The sequence below is a fragment of the Streptomyces sp. NPDC088923 genome (assembly GCF_044749745.1).
GTDB lineage: Bacteria > Actinomycetota > Actinomycetes > Streptomycetales > Streptomycetaceae > Streptomyces.
This window is the reverse complement of record NZ_JBIVIO010000006.1, coordinates 271,604-290,857: the sequence shown is the minus strand read 5'-3', so window position 1 is coordinate 290,857 and position 19,254 is coordinate 271,604. Positions and strand designations below refer to the sequence as shown.

General features: G+C 73.4%; 18 protein-coding genes and 1 tRNA gene. 9 read left to right on the top strand and 10 right to left on the bottom strand.

The features are described from left to right. Positions 1 to 123: 123 nt before the first annotated feature. Positions 124 to 696, bottom strand: coding sequence for a hypothetical protein (locus tag ACIP4O_RS23410; protein ID WP_401577177.1), 573 nt, complete (start codon positions 694 to 696; stop codon positions 124 to 126). Next, positions 624 to 1,571, bottom strand: a complete 948-nt coding sequence (locus tag ACIP4O_RS23405; RefSeq protein ID WP_401577302.1) for a formylglycine-generating enzyme family protein — start codon at positions 1,569 to 1,571, stop codon at positions 624 to 626. Before ACIP4O_RS23405 ends, ACIP4O_RS23410 begins: the two co-directional genes overlap by 73 nt. A 409-nt stretch (positions 1,572 to 1,980) precedes the next feature. Between ACIP4O_RS23405 and ACIP4O_RS23400 the strand changes: the two genes are divergently transcribed. The 7 genes from ACIP4O_RS23400 (at position 1,981) to ACIP4O_RS23370 (ending at position 8,718) form a co-directional block, all read left to right on the top strand. Then, positions 1,981 to 4,173 carry an ATP-binding protein gene (locus tag ACIP4O_RS23400; protein ID WP_401577175.1) on the top strand — a complete coding sequence of 731 codons (2,193 nt, stop codon included), beginning with the start codon at positions 1,981 to 1,983 and terminating at the stop codon, positions 4,171 to 4,173. Between the two features lie 80 nt (positions 4,174 to 4,253). Then, positions 4,254 to 4,685 (top strand): roadblock/LC7 domain-containing protein, encoded by a 432-nt coding sequence (locus ACIP4O_RS23395; protein ID WP_361321083.1) that lies wholly within the window; start codon positions 4,254 to 4,256, stop codon positions 4,683 to 4,685. 7 nt (positions 4,686 to 4,692) lie between these two features. After that, positions 4,693 to 5,091, top strand: a complete 399-nt coding sequence (locus tag ACIP4O_RS23390) for a DUF742 domain-containing protein (protein WP_007819784.1) — start codon at positions 4,693 to 4,695, stop codon at positions 5,089 to 5,091. Continuing rightward, complete coding sequence (locus ACIP4O_RS23385) at positions 5,069 to 5,683, top strand: ATP/GTP-binding protein (RefSeq protein ID WP_361321081.1); 615 nt, start codon at positions 5,069 to 5,071, stop codon at positions 5,681 to 5,683. Before ACIP4O_RS23390 ends, ACIP4O_RS23385 begins: the two co-directional genes overlap by 23 nt. Further along, positions 5,680 to 6,195, top strand: a complete 516-nt coding sequence (locus tag ACIP4O_RS23380) for a GAF domain-containing protein (protein WP_401577173.1) — start codon at positions 5,680 to 5,682, stop codon at positions 6,193 to 6,195. Before ACIP4O_RS23385 ends, ACIP4O_RS23380 begins: the two co-directional genes overlap by 4 nt. A 61-nt stretch (positions 6,196 to 6,256) precedes the next feature. Then, positions 6,257 to 7,210 carry an alpha/beta fold hydrolase gene (locus ACIP4O_RS23375; protein ID WP_401577171.1) on the top strand — a complete coding sequence of 318 codons (954 nt, stop codon included), beginning with the start codon at positions 6,257 to 6,259 and terminating at the stop codon, positions 7,208 to 7,210. A 149-nt stretch (positions 7,211 to 7,359) separates the two neighbouring features. Beyond that, positions 7,360 to 8,718 carry an MFS transporter gene (locus tag ACIP4O_RS23370; RefSeq protein WP_401577170.1) on the top strand — a complete coding sequence of 453 codons (1,359 nt, stop codon included), beginning with the start codon at positions 7,360 to 7,362 and terminating at the stop codon, positions 8,716 to 8,718. A 24-nt stretch (positions 8,719 to 8,742) separates the two neighbouring features. Here ACIP4O_RS23370 and ACIP4O_RS23365 read toward each other — a convergent pair whose 3' ends face one another. Further along, positions 8,743 to 9,651 (bottom strand): transketolase family protein, encoded by a 909-nt coding sequence (locus ACIP4O_RS23365; RefSeq protein WP_401577168.1) that lies wholly within the window; start codon positions 9,649 to 9,651, stop codon positions 8,743 to 8,745. A 15-nt stretch (positions 9,652 to 9,666) separates the two neighbouring features. Further along, positions 9,667 to 10,374 (bottom strand): transketolase, encoded by a 708-nt coding sequence (locus ACIP4O_RS23360; protein ID WP_401577166.1) that lies wholly within the window; start codon positions 10,372 to 10,374, stop codon positions 9,667 to 9,669. Positions 10,375 to 10,519: 145 nt separating this feature from the next. On the opposite strand from ACIP4O_RS23360, the gene ACIP4O_RS23355 reads away from it, so the two are divergent. Continuing rightward, positions 10,520 to 10,593 (top strand) — tRNA-Pro (locus ACIP4O_RS23355). A gap of 185 nt (positions 10,594 to 10,778) precedes the next feature. Here ACIP4O_RS23355 and ACIP4O_RS23350 read toward each other — a convergent pair. Beyond that, on the bottom strand, positions 10,779 to 11,438 hold the full coding sequence (locus tag ACIP4O_RS23350; protein WP_401577165.1) for an NADPH-dependent F420 reductase: 660 nt from the start codon (positions 11,436 to 11,438) through the stop codon (positions 10,779 to 10,781). 495 nt (positions 11,439 to 11,933) lie between these two features. Here ACIP4O_RS23350 and ACIP4O_RS23345 point away from each other — a divergent pair, with 495 nt between their 5' ends. Continuing rightward, a complete protein-coding gene (locus tag ACIP4O_RS23345) occupies positions 11,934 to 13,091 on the top strand; it encodes a permease (RefSeq protein WP_401577163.1) in 1,158 nt (385 codons plus the stop codon). A 327-nt stretch (positions 13,092 to 13,418) separates the two neighbouring features. Here the strand turns inward: ACIP4O_RS23345 and ACIP4O_RS23340 are convergent, their stop codons facing one another. The 5 genes from ACIP4O_RS23340 to hisD all read right to left on the bottom strand — a co-directional run bounded on the left by ACIP4O_RS23340 (position 13,419) and on the right by hisD (position 19,192). After that, positions 13,419 to 14,417 carry an ester cyclase gene (locus tag ACIP4O_RS23340; RefSeq protein ID WP_401577161.1) on the bottom strand — a complete coding sequence of 333 codons (999 nt, stop codon included), beginning with the start codon at positions 14,415 to 14,417 and terminating at the stop codon, positions 13,419 to 13,421. A 143-nt stretch (positions 14,418 to 14,560) separates the two neighbouring features. Next, on the bottom strand, positions 14,561 to 15,907 hold the full coding sequence (locus ACIP4O_RS23335) for an MFS transporter (protein ID WP_361321030.1): 1,347 nt from the start codon (positions 15,905 to 15,907) through the stop codon (positions 14,561 to 14,563). A 416-nt stretch (positions 15,908 to 16,323) separates the two neighbouring features. Continuing rightward, positions 16,324 to 17,109, bottom strand: coding sequence for an HpcH/HpaI aldolase/citrate lyase family protein (locus ACIP4O_RS23330; RefSeq protein ID WP_401577159.1), 786 nt, complete (start codon positions 17,107 to 17,109; stop codon positions 16,324 to 16,326). Then, positions 17,106 to 17,885: an SDR family NAD(P)-dependent oxidoreductase gene (locus ACIP4O_RS23325; RefSeq protein WP_401577157.1), complete on the bottom strand. Its 780-nt coding sequence runs from the start codon at positions 17,883 to 17,885 to the stop codon at positions 17,106 to 17,108. The genes ACIP4O_RS23330 and ACIP4O_RS23325 overlap by 4 nt, the downstream gene beginning before the upstream one ends. Continuing rightward, positions 17,882 to 19,192 (bottom strand): histidinol dehydrogenase, encoded by a 1,311-nt coding sequence (hisD, locus tag ACIP4O_RS23320; protein WP_401577155.1) that lies wholly within the window; start codon positions 19,190 to 19,192, stop codon positions 17,882 to 17,884. Before hisD ends, ACIP4O_RS23325 begins: the two co-directional genes overlap by 4 nt. Positions 19,193 to 19,254 lie beyond the last annotated feature (62 nt).

Below are 19,254 nucleotides of genomic sequence, written 5' to 3'. Positions count from 1 at the left end.
GTATTTGGGGGGGGGGGGGGGGGTTTTTTTTTGGGGGGGGGGGGGGGGGGGGGGGGGGGGGGGGGGGGGGGGGGCCGCCCCCCCCCCCCCCCGCCCCCCGTTCCCGCTCTTGTCCCGCGCTCCTCAGCCCGCGTACGTCCGCACGTAGCCGAACCGTGCCGTCGCGCCCGCCGTGTTGAGCGCCACCAGGCCGATCCGCAGGGGTGCCGAGGCGTCCGGGAGCGTCCACGTACCGGTCCACGTCCAGTGGACGCCGTCCGTGCAGCTCGCGGCGCGCACCTCGTGCAGAGCGCGCGCGGCGTCCACGTGGTGCGCGAGCCGCAGCCACGTCGTCGGAGCGGGGGCCCCGCCGAACATCGGACCGTACGCGTTCGCCGCCGGTGGCCGCGTGGCCGGGAGCGCGCCCTCGCGCGCGAACTCGGTGACGTGGGTGACCTGCCCCTCCTTGTGGCTCACCGGCAGTACGGCGTGGACGAGCTTCACGTACCGGTCGTCGTCCCCGTACAGGACGAGCCCGGCCTGCTGGTTGCCTGGGCCGTTGGTGATGCTGAGCTTCGTCTCGACGACGAAGTCCCCGCTCGGCGCGGGCCTGTTGAGGACGGACGCCGTGTTCGTGCCGAGGTTCAGCTCGGCGTTCTGCGTCGGGAACAGGAGATCGCCGCCGCTCGTGCCCGCGCCCGCCGCCGGGCCGCGCACCCAGCTCCAGCCGGGGCCGGGTGTCGCGCCCTCGAACTCGTCGCTGTAGGAGTCGAGTCGGGCCCCCGCCTCCGGGACCGGCACGCGGGCCGTGACCGGGGTGTACAGCCGCACGCCGCCGACGGGTCGCTCGCGGGACGCGCGGAGTGCTCCGTGCCCCAGCGGTCGGCGCACCACTCCCAGACGTTGCCCGCGACGTTGTGCAGCCCGTGGCCGTTGGGCGGGAAGGCGTGGGCGGGCGCGGTGCCGCGGTAGCCGTCCTCGGCGGTGTTCGTGGTGGGGAAGCGGCCCTGCCAGATGTTGCAGCGGTGCTCCCCGTCCGGGGTCGGCTCGTCGCCCCACGGGTAGCGGCGCTGCGCGAGGCCGCCCCGTGCCGCGTACTCCCACTCCGCCTCGGTCGGCAGCCGTCCGCCCGCCCACCGGCAGTAGGCCGCCGCGTCGGCCCAGCCGACGTGCGTGACCGGGTGGTCCCAGCGCTCCGCCGGATTGCTGCCGGGCCCCTCGGGCGCGCGCCACGTCGCCCCGCTGACGCCGCACCACCACGGCGTCGCCTCCGGGCGGGGCGAGTCGCGGCGCAGCGCGCCGGGCAGGAAGGAGGCGAACACGAAGGACCAGCCGAAGCGTTCGGCGTCGGTGACGTGCCCCGTCGCGGCGACGAAGGCGGCGAAGCGCGCGTTGGTCACGGCGAGGGCGCCGATACGGAACGGTGAGAGGCGCACCTCGCGCACGGGACCCTCCCCGTCGGCGGCGAAACCGTCCGCGTCCTGCGTGCCCATGAGGAAGGTGCCGCCGTCGAGCGCGACGGAGGGCTCGGGCCCCGGGTCCCGCGGGGGCGCCGCGACGCCGCTCCGTACCGGCACCGAGAGCGCGAACAGCGCGCCGCCCGCGCTTGGCGCGCAACAGCTTCCCCGTGCGCCTTCTCCTCGCGCGCTCCCTCACGCGTCCCGTGCGGCATCCGTCTCCCCTTTCGCGGCCCCGTCCGTCCTCGGCGGCCCGAGGCTACGGGACGGCGCGGGGACCTCCTGTGCGAGGGGCCGCACCTGTGTTCCCGTACGCGCGTACGAAGAAACGAGTGGGTGCGCACTGGTGTTCGCGACCTCGTCCGTACGTCTGTTCGCTGCCTCCCGCTGAAGCGGGACCTCGGCCGTACGGGTTTGTCAACAGGCCCCTTCCGTTGTTCAGTTGGTCACTACCGTGGGCTGCCGTCGCCCCCCGCCGCACCCGTGCCGGGAGTGGCGCGAGATCCGTGCCCGCAGCATGTAATCCCCCGTACCGAGGACGTCGATGACACACCTCCGCGCCTCCGCCGGGCGAGCGGACCGCCGCGACGGCGGGGCCCGTCACGGCAGACCGGGTGCCCTGCTGCCCGAGTCGCACATACGGACACTGCTGCTGCGCACCGCGGTCCTGCCCGCGCTCGCGGTCGCGCTCAGCGGCCTCGCCGCGGTCCTGCTGCTCCTCGGCGCCGAGGACGATCTCGGGGGCGCGGTACAGCTCGGCGTCGCGCTCTCGGCGGGGGTCGCGCTCGCCGCGCTGTGCGGTGCCGTACTCGCCGCGCGCCGCGCGAGCCGCACCGTACTCGACCGCGTCGGCGCCCTGCGCACCACGAGCGCCCGCCGCCAGACCGAACTGCGCGGCCTCGTCGACCGCTTGCGGCGCGGCGAACTGCCCCCGGTGCGCGAGGCGCCCTCGCGGCCCGACCGCGGCGGCGACGGACTCGACCTGCTCGCCGACGAACTCCACCGCTTCCACGACGTCGCCATGGCCTCCGTCGTGCGCGCCTCGCAGCTCTCCAGCCACGCGGGCCACGAACAGAAGGTCGAGGTCTTCGTCAACCTCTCGCGGCGGCTCCAGTCCCTCGTGCACCGGCAGATCCAGGTGCTCGACGAACTGGAGAGCGGCACCGAGGACCCGGCCCTCCTCAAGGGCCTCTTCCACATCGACCACCTCGCGACCCGCACGCGTCGGCACGCCGAGAACCTCGCCGTGCTCGGCGGCTCCGTCTCGCGCCGCCAGTGGAGCACCCCCATCCCGCTCCAGCAGGTGCTGCGTTCGGCGGTCGCCGAGGTCGAGCAGTACCCGCGCGTCCGCCTCGTGCCGCCCGTGGAGGGCGCGGTGCTCGGCCGGAACGTGGCCGACATCGTCCACCTCATCGCCGAACTCGTCGAGAACGCGACGCTCTTCTCCGCGCCGCACACCCCCGTCCTGCTCCGCGCGGGCCGGGTCGCCGCCGGGCTCGCCGTCGAGATCGAGGACCGGGGCCTCGGCCTCGACCCCGCCGAGCGCCACCGCATGAACACCGTCCTCGCCGACCCCGACCAGGTGAATCTCGCGGGTCTCCTCCAGGACGGCCGCATCGGCCTCTACGTCGTGGCCACGCTCGCCCGCCGCCACGGCATCGCCGTCCGCCTCCAGAGCAATATCTACGGGGGAGTCCAGGCCGTCGTCGTCCTGCCCGCCGCCCTCCTGGGCGAGGAACCGGCGGCTCCGGCGGAGGTCGGTGCGGGCGGCGACGCGGCGGAGGCGGAGCCCCTCGACGCGGAGGTCGTCGAGGACGACGACAGCACCCCCGAGGCCGCGACCGCCGTGGGCGCCGGGTCCTCCCCGGTCGGTGCGGGTGAGTCCTCCCGTACGGGCGAGACGCCGCTGCCGGGCGGTGCGGATTGGACGCCCCCGGCGGGGGAGCCGGAGGCCGCGCGGGGTGAGACGCCCGGGCCGGGTGAGGTGCCCGCGCTGGGTGAGGTGCCCGCCTCGCGTGAGGCGCCCGCCGAGCCCCGTACTCCTGACACGTCCGCCGCCGGACACCCCCCGCTCCCCGTCCGCGGCGCCCTCGACTCGCTCCCCTCCCGCCGCACCCCGCACCCCCGCGTCCCCGAGAGCTCCGGGACCCCGCCCGCCCCCGAGCCCCGCGCACCGGGCAGCCCCGCCGACGAGCCCTCCGCCCCGAAGCCCCCTCGTCCCGCCGCTCCGCTCCCCAGGCGCGGGGCCACCGGCGGCCCCCGCGCCACTCCCGCCGAGGCCCGTCCCGGCACCCAGCCGGGCGCGCCCCGCGTCTCGTTCGCCGACGCGGGCGCGATCCTCGCGCTCACCCGCCGCGACGGCAGCCCGGTCAACGACCCGGAGGGCCCCGCGCCCGGCCTGCCCAAGCGCGAGGCGCAGACCCACATGGTTCCGCAACTGCGCAGGGACAGCGAAGAGTTCACGGGGGGCCACGCGGAAGTGCCCGACGGGGACGACACCTTGCACACACCCGACCTCATGGCCGCCTTCCGGCAGGGCTACGACCGCGCGTTCTCGCTGTCCGAAGCCGTGCCCGCACCCGAGGGGTCCGCCGAGCACACCGCGCCCGAGCACACCGCGCCCGAGCACACCGCGCCCGAGCACACCGCGCCCGAGCACACCGCGCCCGAGCACACCGGTACCGAGCACACCCCGGCCGAGCGCGCCCCCACCGAGCCCCCCGCGCGGGCCGACTGAGCCGCCGCCCCCGCCGGAAGGCGCCCCCAGAGCCGCTCGGCCCCACCAGTCCGTACCCGTACGCAAGGAGCGACACCCCCATGGCGAGCGAAGCCCCCCGAGCGGGCAGCGTGTCCGACCTCGACTGGCTGCTCAGCGGCCTCGTGCAGCGCGTCGCGCACAGCCGCAGCGCCGTACTCCTCTCCGCGGACGGACTCGTCAAGTCCGTGCACGGGCTCGACAAGGACAGCGCCGACCACCTCGCCGCGCTCGCCTCCGGCATCCACTCCCTCGCCCGCGGCGCCGGAGTCCGCTTCGCGGACGGCGGCGAGGTCCGCCAGGTCGTCATCGAACTGTCCACCGCGCTGCTCTTCGTCTCCGCCGCCGGCTCCGGCACCTGCCTCGCCGTCCTCGCCGGGCCCGAGGCCGACCCGGGCGTGCTCGGCTACGAGATGGCGATGCTCGTGAAGAGCGTGCGCCCCTTCCTCGTCACCCCCGCCCGGCGCCCCGCGCGCGTGGCGAGGACGAGCTGAGGGCCCCGTGACGCTTCAGCCGGCAGGCGGCCGACGCCGTCGCAAGGAGGGCCGGGCCTGGTACGACGGCGAGGCCGGGCGCCTCGTCCGCCCCTACACCGTCAGCGGCGGGCGCACCACGCCCCGTACCGCCTTCGGCCTGCTCTCGCAGGTGCGCGCGACCGGCACCCCGGCACCCGCGCACCTCGGGCCCGAGCACAGCGAGGTGCTCGGCCTGTGCTCCGTACCGGCCTCCGTCGCCGAACTCGCCGGGCGGCTGCGGCTGCCCGTCGTCGTCACCAAGGTGCTGCTCTCCGACCTCGTGGACTGCGGCTCCCTCGTCAGCAAACAGCCGGACACTTCCCCCCACCCCACGGACCGGTCCCTACTGGAGGCACTGCTCGATGGACTACGACGACGGCTCTGAGACGTTCCCCACCGCCCTGAAGATCCTCGTCGCCGGTGGTTTCGGAGTGGGCAAGACGACCTTCGTGGGCGCGGTGAGCGAGATCGCCCCGCTGAGCACCGAGGAACTGCTCACCAGCGCCAGCGCCGGGACCGACAGCCTCGAAGGCGTCGAACGCAAGACGACCACCACGGTCGCGATGGACTTCGGCCGCATCACCCTCGACCGCGACCACGTCCTCTACCTCTTCGGCACCCCGGGCCAGGAACGCTTCTGGTTCATGTGGGACGAACTCTCCGAGGGCGCGCTCGGCGCCGTCATCCTCGCCGACACGCGCCGCCTCGCGGACTGCTTCGCCGCCGTCGACTTCTTCGAGGAACGCGGCCTGCGCTTCGTCGTCGCGATCAACGAGTTCGACGGCGCGCACCGCTACGAGGCCGAGGAGGTGCGCACCGCGCTGTGCCTGCCGCCGCAGGTCCCCGTCGTGCACTGCGACGCCCGTATCTCCAGCTCGGGCATCCAGACCCTGCTGACCCTCGTCAAGCATTTGCTGACGGCCGCGCACCCCGCCCCGGCTCCCGCCTCCGCTCCGGGCGACCGGGCCAGCGCATGAACACAGGCCGTCTCCTGCTGCTCCCCGACGACCCCGAGGCCCCCGAGCGCGAGCGCCGCCTCGCCGCCCTCGGTCTCGGCGCGGCCCCCGTGCCGGCGCTCGACGCCCACGCGGCCCGCCTCGCCGCGGGCGCGGGCGCCCCCTACGCCGGGGTCAACTTCGTCCACACCGACCACCAGTACCTCGCCGGGCTTCACCCGCACGGAGTGCCCGCGGCGGCCCGGCGCCTCCCGCGCGAGCACGGGTTCTGCACCTACGTCGTCGTACGCCGCAGGGCCCTCGTCCTCGACGACGTACGCGACTACCCGCGCTTCTCGCCCAACGAGGCCGTCGACCTCTCCGGCGTCCACGCCTACCTCGGAGCCCCCCTCACCGACCACGACGGCTTCGTCCTCGGCACGCTGTGGGCCGCCGCGCGCGAACCCCGCGACTGGGGCCGCGAGGCGCTGGCCCTCGTCAAGACCCTCGCCGCCGAACTCGCCCCGCTCGTGCGCGGCACGGGCGGGGCATGAGCGGGCCGCGGCGGGGGAGGGGACTTCCCACGAGGACCCCACGCGAAGGAGCAGGACCACCATGACCGCAGCAACGCCCGGCGTGCTCCAGAGCGGCGACGGCGCCGCCGTCGCCACGTACACCTGGCTGCCGCCCGAGGGCCGCCGGCCCCGCGCCTTCCTCCAGCTCGTCCACGGCGCCGCCGAGCACGCCCGCCGCTACGAGCGCTTCGCCGCGCACCTCACCGCGCGCGGCTACGGCGTCCTCGCCTCCGACCACCGCGGCCACGGCGCCACCGCCCCCTCGACCGGCGGCTACGGCGTCACCGGTACGGACGAGGGGCCCGAGGCGGACGGCTGGCTCGCGATCCTCGCCGACCTCAAAGCCGTCGGCGACCAGGCCCGCGCCCTCCACCCCGAGGTGCCCGTCCTGATGCTGGGCCACAGCCTCGGCTCGATGCTCGCGCGCGAGTACGCCCAGGAGTACCCCGACGACCTCGCGGGGCTCGTCCTCACCGGTGTCTTCCGCTCCCTGCCCGGCGCCGAGTACGAGTCGAGCACCGCCCGCCTGGAGGAGGAGATCGCCGCGCACGGGCGCGCCCACGTCAGCGACTTCGTGCCCCGCCTCTTCGCCTCCTTCAACGACGGCTTCGCGCACCGGACCGGCTTCGAGTGGCTCTCGCGCGACGAGGCGGAGGTCGACGCCTACGTCGCCGACGAGCGCTGCGGCTTCCCCTTCTCGGCGGGACTCGCCCACGACTGGGTGCGCGCCGCGTACCGCGTCAACGACCCGGCGCGCCTGGCGCGGATGCCCCGCGACCTGCCCGTCCACCTCGCCGCGGGCACCCTCGACCCCTGCAACCAGCGGATGACCCTCGTCAACGAGCTGCTCGACGACTACCGCTACCACGGCGTGAGCGACCTGACCTGGACCGGCTACGAGGGCGCGCGGCACGAGATCCTCAACGAGAGCGAACCCGACCGGAGCAGGGTGTACGAGGACCTGACGGCCTGGCTGGACGCGCACACGCTCTGAAGCGGCCCGCCCGCTACCCGCCGCCCTCCGCCCGCCCGTACGCGCCGCTCCTCCACGCCCCGGAACACGCCGACGCCTTCGCGCGCGCGGTGGCATGATCTCGGGCGGCGGCATCACGGCCGCGCACGGGCACGGAGGGACGAGCGGGCATGGCGGCTGGACCGGAGGCGACGGGGGAGCGGACCGCGGGACGCGGGAGAGCCGGGAAGGCGAGGTCCGGGGTGCCGGAGGAGCCGCGTACCGGCCTGTGGACCCGCGACTTCGGGCTCTTCTTCACCGCGCGCGCCGTCGCGAAGCTCGGTGACACGATGCTCCCCGTCGCCCTCGCCGCCGGTCTCCTCCAGGAGGGGTACGGGGCGGGCGCGGTCGGGCTCGCGATGGCCTCGTCCGTGGCCCTCTTCGCCGGGCTCGTCATCTTCGGCGGCGTCATCGCCGACCGCTTCGACACGCGCAAGCTCATGACGGGCGCCGACTCCGTACGCGTCCTCACCCAGTCCGTCGCGGCCCTGCTCTTCTTCACGGGCAGCGCGCGGCTGTGGCAGATTTGCGTCATCGGCGGCCTCAACGGCATCGCCTCGGCGCTCTTCCAGCCCGGTGTCGCCTCGACCGTGCCGCGTCTGGCCGCCGACGTGCAGAAGGCGAACGGCGCCGTCCGCGTCGCCGAGTCCGTCGCCGCCCTCCTCGGCCCCGCCTTCGCCGGGATGCTCGTGGGCCTCGCCTCGCCCGGCGCCGTCTTCCTCGTCCACGCGGGCACGTACCTCGTGAGCGCGCTGTGCCTGATCACGCTGCGCCTCCCGGCCGCGGTGCCGCGCGCCGAGGCGGCGGCACCCGCCCGTTTCCGCGCCGACCTCGTGGAGGGCTGGCACGAGTTCCGCTCGCGCGTGTGGCTGTGGGGCGTCATCTCGGTGTGGGGCCTGTACATGGTCGCGGCCTGGGGCCCCACCGTGCCGCTCGTCGCGACCCGCGTCGTCGACGAGCACGGCGCGGGCGCGTACGGCCTGATCAACACGGCGCTCGGCGCGGGCACGGTCCTCGGCGGGCTCATCGCGCTGCGGCTGCGCCCGACGCGCATGCTCCGCGCGGGCGCGGTCGCCTTCTTCGCCGTGAGCGTGTTCCCGGCCGCGGTCGGCGCGGGACTCCCGGTCACCGGGATGGCGGCGGGTGCCTTCGTGGCGGGCGTCGGCACGGCGTTCTGGGGCGTCATGTGGGCGACGACGGTGCAGACGCAGGTCCGCCCCGAGGTCCTCAACCGCATCCACGCCTACGACGTCGCGGGCTCCCTCGCCCTGCTCCCCGTCGGCCAGGCCCTCGCGGGCCCGGCCGCGTCGCTCTTCGGCACCGACGCGGTCCTCCTCGCGGGCGGCGTCGTGATCCTCGTCTGCGCCACCGTCCTCCTCCTGGTCCCCGGCATCCGCCGCCTGCCCCGCGCCGAACCCCGGCTCACGCCCGCGGCGACCGGCGGCACGCTGCCGACGCGGGAGGAGCCCCGCGAGCAGGCGACCGCCTGACGACGGCGGGCGCGTCGTACGCCCTCAGCGCCCGTTCGTACGGAGAAAGCCCCCGATCCGCTCGCGCAGCCCCGCCGCGTCGAGGCCGTGCGCCGCGACGTGCTCGGCGGGGGAGCCGTAGCGGCGCAGTTCGGCGCGGCCGACGCCGAGGCCCAGGACGCGGTGCGGCCTGTCGAGGAGCGCTTCGGCGACGGCCGCCGTCGAGGTGCCCGCGAGGTAGGGCTCGACGAGGACGACGTCCGCCGCGTCGGCCGCGTCCACGGCGGCCCGCAGTGCCGCGCCGTCGAGGGGCCGCACCGTCGTCGCGTACAGCACGGTGACGTCGAGGCCCTCGGTCGCGGCGAGCACCTCGTCGAGCAGCGGCCCCACCGCGAGGACGACGCCCGCGCGGCCCTCGCGCAGCACGAGCGGGGAGCTCCCGTCGACGGCCCGCGCCTTCGCGTTCGTCTGCTCCGAGAGCCGTACGTAGACCCGGTCCTCGCCCCGCACGGCGTGACGCAGCAGCGCCTCGGCCTCGTCGGGGTGACCGGGAACGTGCACGGTCCACCCGTCGAGCGTGTCGAGGAGGGCCACGTCGCCCGGTGACATGTGGGTGAAGCCGCCCGAGGCGATGTCGTAGGAGGCCCCGGAGCTGACCAGGACGCCGCCGACACCCTGGTGCCCGAAGTCGAGCTTGACCTGCTCGAAGGGCCGCTCGACGAGGAAGCTCGCGAAGGTGTGCAGGACCGGCCGCATTCCGGCGAGCGCGAGGCCGCCGCCGGCGCTCACGAGCAGCTGCTCGCGGATGCCGAGGTCGATGACCCGGTCGGGATGGCGCTCCGCGGCCTCGGTGAAACGGTCGCGGCTGATGACGGCGAGCACGACGGCGAGCCGCTCGTCCTCGTCGAGCAGGGCGGTCATGGTGCTGCCGAAACGGTCACGCATGGATTCCACGGTGGTGCTCCTCGTTCAGTTCTTGGCTTCGACGTGGGCGACGACGGCGAGGGGGCGGTCCGCGTGCGGGACGGTGAAGGCCTCGTGCAGCGCCTCGTGGTCGCGGCCGTCGACCTCCTCGACCGCCCAGCCGCCCGCCGCGAACCGTGCGGCGAGCGCGCCGCGGCGGCCCCAGCGGGCCGAGTCGTTGTCGATCACGACGGTGTGCAACCGGTCGAGCCCCGAGGCCCCCGCGAAGGCGACGGCCTCCTCGTTCGAGCCCTCGTCCAGTTCGGCGTCCCCGACCAGCACCCACACGGCCGCCTCGCCCAGCCCGCGCGCCTTGAGACCGAGCGCGACCCCGACCCCGAGCGGCAGCCCGTGGCCGAGGGACCCACTGCTGATCTCGACCCCGGGCACGAGCGTGCGGTCCGGGTGGAAGCCGAGCGGCGCGTCGAAGCCGCCGAAGTCGTCGAGCCACTCGACGGGCACGAAGCCCTTCGCGGCGAGGACCGCGTAGTACGCCATGGGCCCGTGCCCCTTCGACAGCAGGAACCGGTCCCGCCCCGGCTCGTCCACCGTCTCCGGCGTCACCCGCAGCACCCGGTCGTAGAGCACCCACAGCGCGTCCAGCGTCGAGGTCGCCGCGGGACCGTGCTTCTCGTCCCCTGTCAGCCGCGACATGAGCCCCGGCAGCTCCGCGTACCCCTGAGAACCGGCCCGTGCCGGCGTGAAGATCGTCATGCCGACGAAGATAAAACCTCAACCAGACTTGAGGTCAACGCCCGCCCACGAGGAAACCTGGCACGACCACGGCCCACGATGCGGTAAGCTTTCTGTGCGCGTCCGGCCCGGGAATCCCACCCGAAAGCCCAGGTCACTCGCGCAACGGGACGTGGCGCAGCTTGGTAGCGCACTTGACTGGGGGTCAAGGGGTCGCAGGTTCAAATCCTGTCGTCCCGACTTGAGAGAGTCGGCTTTTCAGGGCCGGTACCGGAGAAATCCGGTACCGGCCCTGAGGCGTTTGTGGGGACCAGGGCCGAGTTGACCGGTACGTCGGCGAGTCATGGTGGTGGGGTGGCGCCCGGTCATCCGAGGGTCCCGCCGCGGTCTTCCCGTGGCGGGACCGGCAGGTGTGGGCCGGGTGGTCAGGCGCGGAATTCCGCGGGACGCCCGGGGGCGGCGGCGGCCAGCGCGGCGACGACCTCGTCGGCGCCCGCGGCCAGCCCGTAGACCGGTGTGCCGGGCTGCTGGCGCCAGGATTCGTCGAGGCCGCCCGCGTCGACGGAGTCGAAGCCGAGTTCGTCGAGCAGGGACCGCACGGTCTTCTTCGCCTCCTCGTCGTCACCGGCGAGGGGCAGGGCGATGCGGTCGGCGGCGCCCGCGGGGCGCGGCTTGTCCAGGAGGTCCTGGGCGTAGGTGCCGTTGAAGACCTTGACCACCGGGTGCCCGAGCTGACGTTCCGTCCAGCGGCTCTCGGTGAGGCCCTCGTCCTCGATCCCGGCGATCCGGCCGTCGCGCTGCGGGTAGTAGTTGCCGGTCTCGATGAGGACGAAGCCCTCGCTCGCGCCGTCGAGGAGCCCGGTGGGCAGGTCGGGGACGTTCTTCAGCGGGATCGTGACCACGACGACGTCCGCGCCGTGCGCCGCCTCGGCGACGGGAACCGCGGTGGCCCCGGTCTCCTCGGCCAGCGCGGACAGCGTCTGCGGACCACGCGAATTGGCCACGCTCACGTCGTGCCCGAGCGCCGTCAGACGGCGGGTGAGGTTGCCGCCGATGTGTCCCGCCCCGACAATGCCGATCTTCATGAGTCCTCCGGAAAACGTGGCCACGTACACGGCCGGATGCCGCACCGGCTACAACCCCTCAGGCGTGCGCGTATTCCACCGGCGCGCGGGTTTCGCGGTCCACGAGAGCGTCCTCGCGCCGCGCGCCTATTGGTCGCCCCAATCCGCCGTAGGCGCCTGGACCCTGTTCACCCATCCCTGAAAGCCACCCATCCCTGAAAGCCACCCACCTCTCAAAGCCACCCACCTCTCAAACCCACCGCCGACAGCGGCCCCAACCGCGCGACGCCGAACCGCTTCTCGCGGCGGGCGTCGGATGCGGAGCGCGGTGGGTGCGGCCGGAAGGACACGGTCCGGCGGGGGACCGTGTGGGGCGGCGCCGCCAGGGGGTGGGCGTCAGTCGGGGTGGGGCGTATGGAGCGGTGGCTGGTGTTTCTGCCGCCGGACGGGTTGATCCCTCTGATGACGCTTCCGCTTCTGTGACCGTTGCGGACCCGCTTGGGTAGAAGGGGGCGTATGCACGCTGTCTGGCACGCACTGTCGATCACCGGTTCCATGGCCTGGGAGATCCTGTGGGCCCTGGTCCTCGGTTTCACCCTTTCGGCCGTGATCCAGGCCGTGGTGCGCAAGTCCACCGTCGTCTCCCTGCTGGGCGATGACCGCCCCCGAACTCTGGCCACGGCGACCGGGCTCGGTATCGCCTCCTCGTCCTGCTCCTACGCGGCGGTGGCCCTGGCCCGCTCGCTGTTCCGCAAGGGGGCCGACTTCACGGCCGCGATGGCCTTCGAGATCGCCTCGACCAACCTGGTCGTCGAACTCGGCGTGATCCTCGCCCTGCTCATGGGCTGGCAGTTCACCGCCGCCGAGTTCAGCGGCGGCGCCCTCATGATCATCGTCCTGGCCGTGCTGTTCCGGCTCTTCCTGCGCGCGGACCTGGTCGCGCGGGCCCGGCATCAGGCCGAACGCGGGCTGGCCGGATCGATGGAAGGACACGCCGCCATGGACATGTCCGTCCAGCAGGAGGGCTCCTTCGCCCAGCGGCTGTTCTCCCCCCAGGGGTACACCTCCGTCTCCCACGTATTCGTCATGGAGTGGGCGGCGATCCTGCGCGACCTGATCGTGGGCCTGCTCATCGCGGGCGCGATCGCCGCCTGGGTCCCCGACTCCTTCTGGCAGGCGTTCTTCTTCGACGGGCACCCCCTGGCGTCCAAGCTCTGGGGCCCGCTGATCGGGCCCGTCGTGGCGATCGCCTCGTTCGTGTGCTCGGTGGGCAACGTGCCGCTCGCCGTCGTGCTGTGGAAGGGAGGCATCAGCTTCGGAGGCGTCGTGGCCTTCCTCTTCGCCGACCTGCTCATCCTTCCGATCCTGAACATCTACCGGAAGTACTACGGCACCCGCACCGCGCTCTTCCTCCTCGCCACCTTCTACCTCGCGATGGTGCTCGCCGGATACGCCGTCGAGTTCGTCTTCGGCGGCATCGGCATCATCCCCGACCGGGCCGGCGCCCACGTCCCCGACAGCGGAGTGAGCTGGAACTACACCACCTTCCTCAACATCGCAGCCCTCCTCCTCGCCGCCGCCCTGATCGCCCGGTTCCTGCGCACCGGGGGCAGGAACATGCTCAGCATGATGGGAGGAGCACCGGCCCCCGCGTCCCGGAACCACGGGCACTGAACCGCCTCGGGCGGCGGTCTGCTCGCTCCCGGTCCGTCAGCGGCCGGGGCGCCGACGGCCGGCACGGGGGCCGCCTCTTCACCGTCGACAGTCCGCCACGTACTCCGGCACCACGTCTTCGTCGTCGCCGTATGTCTCCGCGAGCAACTGCCTGCGCCACCCACCCAGCACTGCCGGTCCACCGGGGGCGCGCGGTACGGGAGAGCGGAAGGTCGCGCAGTGCGCCCTGTGCTCAGGGCGTTCCGGTAGCGGGAGAAACGCGCGACAGGGCCCCCGTCGGGCGGAGGCCCCTGTCGTCGTCGTAGCCCGTACCGCCGAGGTGGAGGGTCAGTAGATGTTGGCCTCGATCTCGGGGCCGTCGCCGCGCGTGCTGTTGATCTGGGCGCGCAGCGAGATCTCGTCGAAGACGCGGAACTCGCGGACGATCCGGCCGCCCTGGATCAGGAACTGCGAGACACCCAGCATCGTGACCGGGCGGTCGGTCAGCGGCCCGAACGCGGGCGTGCCCCGGTAGGTGCCGTGCATCGTCCACAGCACCGCCACGCGCAGACCCGCGTACCGCTCCGAGTAGTTGGTCTGCATGTCGCGTACGGCGAACCGCGCGTCGGGGAACGCGCCCACCATCTCCAGCAGATCGGCCTGGTAGCGCTCGGGGCGGATGACCGTCCGGTCGCCGACGGTGTGCAGGAAGAGGTCACGCACCATGAAGTCGTTGACCTTCTGGAGCCGGCGCCGCGTCCAGACCTCGTCCATGAACTCCAGCACCAGCTCGCACTCGGGACGGTACTCGTCCGCGCGCGGGCCGCTGACCCCTTCGCGCAGGACGTCCTTGGGCGCCTCCTCGGTCATCGAACCGCTGTAGCCCTGAAAACGCAGCGCGCGCGCCGCCTCGGCCGGGTCCGCACCCCGCTGGAGGCAGTCCGCCAGCTCGTCGCGGACCACCCACTCCTCCACCATCCGGCCGCGCCGGTACAGGCAGTTGGCCACCGTCCGCTTGCGTATGCGCAGGTTGCGGCCGCCGACCAGGTGCTCGTCGGCCGAGAAGACCAGGTGCGAGCTGAGGAAGGCGTCGTCCCCGCGCGCCTCCCACACCACGTCCTCGGCCTGGCCGATGTGCCCGGGGGTGCTGCCCATGCGCATCGTGCTGCCCTCGATGACGCCGTCACGGCCGACGACCGTGCCGAGACTCGTGTGGACGATCGAGTCCGGTTCGTAGTTGTCGACGATGTAGGAGATGTCCCGGCCGACCCAGATGCGGTCGGTCACCTCGCGGATGAAGTCGTCCGGGTCCGCGTAGGGGGCGTAGGCGATGGGGTCGAGGGCCATGGAACGTTCCTTTCTCGGCACTGCGCGTGCGTGTATGCGTATGCAGTGGACAGGTAGACGGGTGGGGGCTGAGGGAGGGGCGGGCGTCCGCCCTCGCGGTCGGCCGGTCCGGGGTGCGTGCCCCCGGCGCGGTCCGGACCCGGTCACCTGGCGAACTTGTCCTCGCCCAGGGCGCTGCGATACGTCTCCGTCATGAAGGTGCTGACCACGACCAGTGCCAGGACGGCCGCCACGGCGAGGTAGACCCACACCGCGTAGATCGAGTCGAAGGTGTCGATCAGCAGCTCGGCGACGAACGGCGTGATGCCCATGAAGATCGAGAACGAGCTGTTGTAGGCGATCGCGCTCGCGCTGAACCGCGTCTTCGTCGCGAAGAGTTCGGCCGCGCAGACCGTGACGATACCGGTGATGAAGAACTCCGGGACGAGGTAGATCAGCTGGCTGAGGATCGCCGTGGCGAAGGTGCCCTGTTCGCCGACCCGGAAGGCGAGCGGCACGAGGACCAGGCATGCGACCGCCCCCGTCATGAGCATCGGTTTGCGCCCGATGCGGTCCGAGAGCTTCCCGGCGAGCGGCAGCAGCGGGATGAGCACGGCGATCGAGATCGCGTTCGAGGTCAGGCCCATCCAGCGGGGCATCCCGAGCGTCCCCGTCAGGTACTGCGGATAGAAGGTGACCCAGGTGTACGAGAGGATCGCCGCCATGATCGAGAAGCCGCAGTAGGCGAGGATCGGCCGCCACTGCGTCCGCAGCGCCTCCCTGACGGGGGACTTGACGACCTGGGTGCCGTTGGCCGTGGCGCGCACGAACTCCGGGCTCTCCTGGATGTGCTGGCGCAGCCAGATCCCGACCGCGCTCAGCGGCAGGGCGAGCAGGAAGGGGATGCGCCACCCCCAGGAGTCCAGGGACGGCCCCTCGAAGAGCCAACTGGCCAGCGCGGCGGTCCCCGCACCGGCCAGAATGCCGACGAAACAGCTGTTGGAGGCGAACGAGGTGTAGTAGGCGCGCCGTTTGGGCTCCGCCCACTCCACGATGAAGGCGACCGCTCCGACGTACTCACCGCCCGACACCATGCCCTGCACGACGCGCAGCAGCAGGAGGAGCAGCGGGGCGAAGATGCCGATCTGCCCGTACGTGGGCAGCACGCCGATCAGCGCGGTGGTCACGCCCATGAAGGCGAGCGTCCACAGGAGCGTCTTCTTGCGGCCCAGCCGGTCGCCCCAGCGCCCGACCAGCGTCCCGCCCAGCGGGCGGAAGAGGCAGGCGATCGCGATGATGCCGTAGGTGCTCAGCACCGCGGCGGTCCCGTTGCTCTTCGGGAAGAAGGCGGGGGCGAGGATGGGGGCCATGTAGCCGTAGAGGCCGTAGTCGAACTGTTCGACGAAGTTTCCGATGCTGCCCGCGCCGATGGCGCGGCGTATCGCGATCCGCTTCTCCCGGGCGACCTCCGAGGTCTCGACGGCCGTGCTGGGGGGCGCAACAGCGGACATGGCTTCTCCGTTCGCGCGAGGGCTGGGGGATGACGAGAGGAATGCATACGTATGAACTGCGCCGAACACTAGGAAGCCGGAAACCAGCCGTCAAGAGGCGTACGCACAACGCTTTTCGCGGTTTTCACGACGCGCCGGGACAGCGGGACGGGCGCGCGGCGGGGCAACCACGCCGGGACGCGATTCGCCCCGGTGAGCGGGGGACGGGGCGCGGGGGACGGGGCACGGGGGAGGCGTGGCGGGATACGGCGCGGAGGTGCCAAGTGGTGCGGAGGTACCGCGTGGTGCGGAGGGCACATGGCGCCTGGACGCCTCGCCCCCCGCCCCGTACCGCACATCCTTCCGGTACCGGCGCGGCCCGCGGCACCCCCCGCCCGCGTCCGGGAGGTGCCGCGCGCCTCAGAGCCGCAGGGGCCTCAGGGCCGTCCGGCGGCCTCCTCGGCCCGGCCGGGCCCGGTAAGTGCCCGGAAGGTGTCCATCAGGACGTGCGTCATGTTGAAGAGCACCAGATCCGCGCCCGCCCGCTCGGCGGCCCGCGCCGCCTCGGTGCCGGGCACGATCGTCATGACCCTGCGGCCCGCCGCCACGGCCGTGCGGTGGACCTCCGCCGTCATGGCGGCCACCGCCTCGCCCCCGGGGAAACCGCAGTCCGCCGCGAGGTCGGCGGGCCCCACGAGCACCGCGTCCACCCCCTCGGTGGCCAGGATCTCCCCGGCACTCGCGCAGGCCTTCTCCGTCTCCACCATGACCACGACGAGGGTGTCCTCGGCGGCCGCGAGGTGCTCCTTCGCGGTGACGGTGCCGAAGCGGCCCGCCCGGCTGTACGTCGCGAACCCGCGCCGCCCCAGCGGCGGGTAGTGGTCCGCGGCCACCGCCTCGCGCGCCTCGTCCGCGCTGTCCACGTGCGGGTGGATGATGCCCGCCGCGCCCAGGTCGAGGCAGCGCAGCGCGAGCGAGGGCTCCCCGGTGCCGATCCGCACGAGCACGTCCAGGCCCCGCGCGGCGGCGGCCGTCAGGTGGTGCTGGAGCGCCGTCATGTCGGCCGGTCCGTGCTCGCAGTCGATCACGACGTAGTCGAGACCGGCGACGCCCGCCATCTCCACCAGCGTCTCCGAGGGGAGCCGCAGCAGCGCGCCGTACAGGCGCTCGCCGTCCGCGAGGCGCCGCTTGAGGGAGCGCCGTCCGGCGTCGTCCGCCGTCATCGCGCCACCATCCCCGCCGACAGGTCGATATCGGCCCCGCACAGACCGCGCATCCGCAGCATCGCACTCACCGCGGCACCCACCTCCTCCTCCGTCACCATGCGGCCGAGCGCCGCGCGCGAGACGAAGGCTTCCTCCGCCTCGGCGTACGTGCCGCCGGTCCGCTCCGCCTCCAGGCGGAAGTTGCGTTCCATCCTCGGGCCCACCACCGGGCCGGGGGACAGCGTGTTCACCGAGACGCCGAGCGGCCCCACCTCGCCCGCGAGGGTGGTGGTCAGGCCGATCACCGCCATCTTCGAGGCGCAGTACGGCGTACGGCGCGGCAGCGGCCGCTTTCCCGAGACCGAGGCGATGTTGACGACGTCGCCCGCGCCACGCTCCGTCATGCCGGGCAGGAACGCCCGGCACATCAGGAACACGCCCCGCACGTTCACGTCGAAGACCTCGTCCCACTCCCGCGCCGAGATCTCGGTCAGCGGCGCCACCGGGCCGGGCACGCCCGCGTTGTTGACGAGCACCGAGACCTCGGTCCCCGCCAGGCTCGCGGCCAGCGCCTCGACGTCCTCGGGCCGCGCCACGTCGCACACCCGGTACTCGACGTCCGGGCCCAGCGACTCGGCCGTCTCCTTGAGCCGGCCCTCGTCGCGACCGGTGATCACGACCCGGGCGCCGTCGGCCAGCAGCGCGCGCGTGATCGCCAGGCCCAGGCCGCCGGCGCCCCCGCTGACCAGCGCGGTGCGCCCGCGCAACGGCAGTCGCTGATCCGCCTCGCTCACGCCCCGGCCTCCTCGTTCCACGGCAGGGTCCCCTTGCCGTACTTGGCCGCGCGCACGTCGCCCGAGCGGGCGTGCCCCTCGAACAGCTCGACGCGCGCGGCCCGCCCGCACACCTCGCCGAGCAGCGCCGAGGACGCGGTGTCGGTGACCTCCTGGTGGGTCACCGTCTTCAGGTACTTGCCGACCCACAGGCCGCCCGTGTAGCGCGCCGCGCCCCGGGTGGGCAGCACATGGTTGGTGCCGATGACCTTGTCGCCGTACGAGACGCAGGTGCCCTCGCCGAGGAAGAGCGCGCCGTAGTCCCGCATCCTGTCCAGGGCCTGGCGCGGGTTCTCGGTCAGCACCTCGACGTGCTCGCTCGCGTAGGTGTCCGCGACGGCGAAGGCCTCGTCGAGCGAGTCCGTCACCACGATCTCGCCGTGGTCGCGCCACGCGGGCTCGGCGAAGTCCTTCGTGGGCATCCCGGGCAGCAGCCGCTCGATGTGCCGCTCGACCTCGCGGCCCAGTTCCTCGGAGGTGGTGACGAGGACGGCGGGGGAGTCGGGGCCGTGCTCGGCCTGCGAGAGCAGGTCCACCGCCACGACGAAGGGATCGGCGTGCTCGTCGGCGATCACCAGGATCTCCGTCGGCCCGGCGAACAGGTCGATGCCCACCTCGCCGAAGAGCTGGCGCTTGGCCTCGGCGACGTACGCGTTGCCCGGCCCCGCGATGAGCGGCACCCGGCCGATCGTCTCGGTGCCCAGGGCCAGGGCAGCGACGGCCTGGACCCCGCCGAGCAGGTAGATCTCGTCGGCACCCGCGAGGTGCATGGCCGCGATCGTCGCCGCGGGGATCTCGCCCCGGATCGGGGGAGTGCACGCGGCCACGCGCGGCACCCCGGCCACCTTCGCCGTCACGATCGTCATGTGCGCCGAGGCCGTCAGCGGGTAACGCCCGCCCGGCACGTAAGCGCTGGCCCCGGCGACCGGGACGTGCCGGTGCCCCAGGCGCACCCCGGGCAGCGTCTCGATCTCGACGTCGAGCAGCGAGTCGCGCTGCGCCTGCGCGAAGGTGCGCACCTGCTCCTGGACGAAACGGATGTCCTCCACGACGGTGTCCGGGACGCCCGAGACGATTCGGCGGACCTCGTCCGGGCCGAGGCGGAAGGACTCGGGGCTCCAGTTGTCGAACTTCTCCGAGTACTGGCGCACGGCCTCGTCGCCGCGCTCACGGATGTCCGCGAGGATGGCGCGGACGCGGTCGGCCACGTCGGCGCGGCCCGCCTGGACCTGTGCGGAGGGGACGGAGGACTTGAGGTGCCGAGGCATGGCGGCTCTCTTCCTGTTCGCTGCTGAGTGGGATGGCGGTGGTGTCGCGCCCGGCCGCGGGC

Coding starts and splice junctions, on each gene's coding strand:
- ACIP4O_RS23400 (WP_401577175.1), top strand. CDS start 1,981: ATGACACACCTCCGCGCCTCCGCCGGGCGAGCGGACCGCCGCGACGGC.
- ACIP4O_RS23395 (WP_361321083.1), top strand. CDS start 4,254: ATGGCGAGCGAAGCCCCCCGAGCGGGCAGCGTGTCCGACCTCGACTGG.
- ACIP4O_RS23385 (WP_361321081.1), top strand. CDS start 5,069: ATGGACTACGACGACGGCTCTGAGACGTTCCCCACCGCCCTGAAGATC.
- ACIP4O_RS23380 (WP_401577173.1), top strand. CDS start 5,680: ATGAACACAGGCCGTCTCCTGCTGCTCCCCGACGACCCCGAGGCCCCC.
- ACIP4O_RS23375 (WP_401577171.1), top strand. CDS start 6,257: ATGACCGCAGCAACGCCCGGCGTGCTCCAGAGCGGCGACGGCGCCGCC.
- ACIP4O_RS23370 (WP_401577170.1), top strand. CDS start 7,360: ATGGCGGCTGGACCGGAGGCGACGGGGGAGCGGACCGCGGGACGCGGG.
- ACIP4O_RS23360 (WP_401577166.1), bottom strand. CDS start 10,374: ATGACGATCTTCACGCCGGCACGGGCCGGTTCTCAGGGGTACGCGGAG.
- ACIP4O_RS23350 (WP_401577165.1), bottom strand. CDS start 11,438: ATGAAGATCGGCATTGTCGGGGCGGGACACATCGGCGGCAACCTCACC.
- ACIP4O_RS23345 (WP_401577163.1), top strand. CDS start 11,934: ATGCACGCTGTCTGGCACGCACTGTCGATCACCGGTTCCATGGCCTGG.
- ACIP4O_RS23340 (WP_401577161.1), bottom strand. CDS start 14,417: ATGGCCCTCGACCCCATCGCCTACGCCCCCTACGCGGACCCGGACGAC.
- ACIP4O_RS23335 (WP_361321030.1), bottom strand. CDS start 15,907: ATGTCCGCTGTTGCGCCCCCCAGCACGGCCGTCGAGACCTCGGAGGTC.
- ACIP4O_RS23330 (WP_401577159.1), bottom strand. CDS start 17,109: ATGACGGCGGACGACGCCGGACGGCGCTCCCTCAAGCGGCGCCTCGCG.
- hisD (WP_401577155.1), bottom strand. CDS start 19,192: ATGCCTCGGCACCTCAAGTCCTCCGTCCCCTCCGCACAGGTCCAGGCG.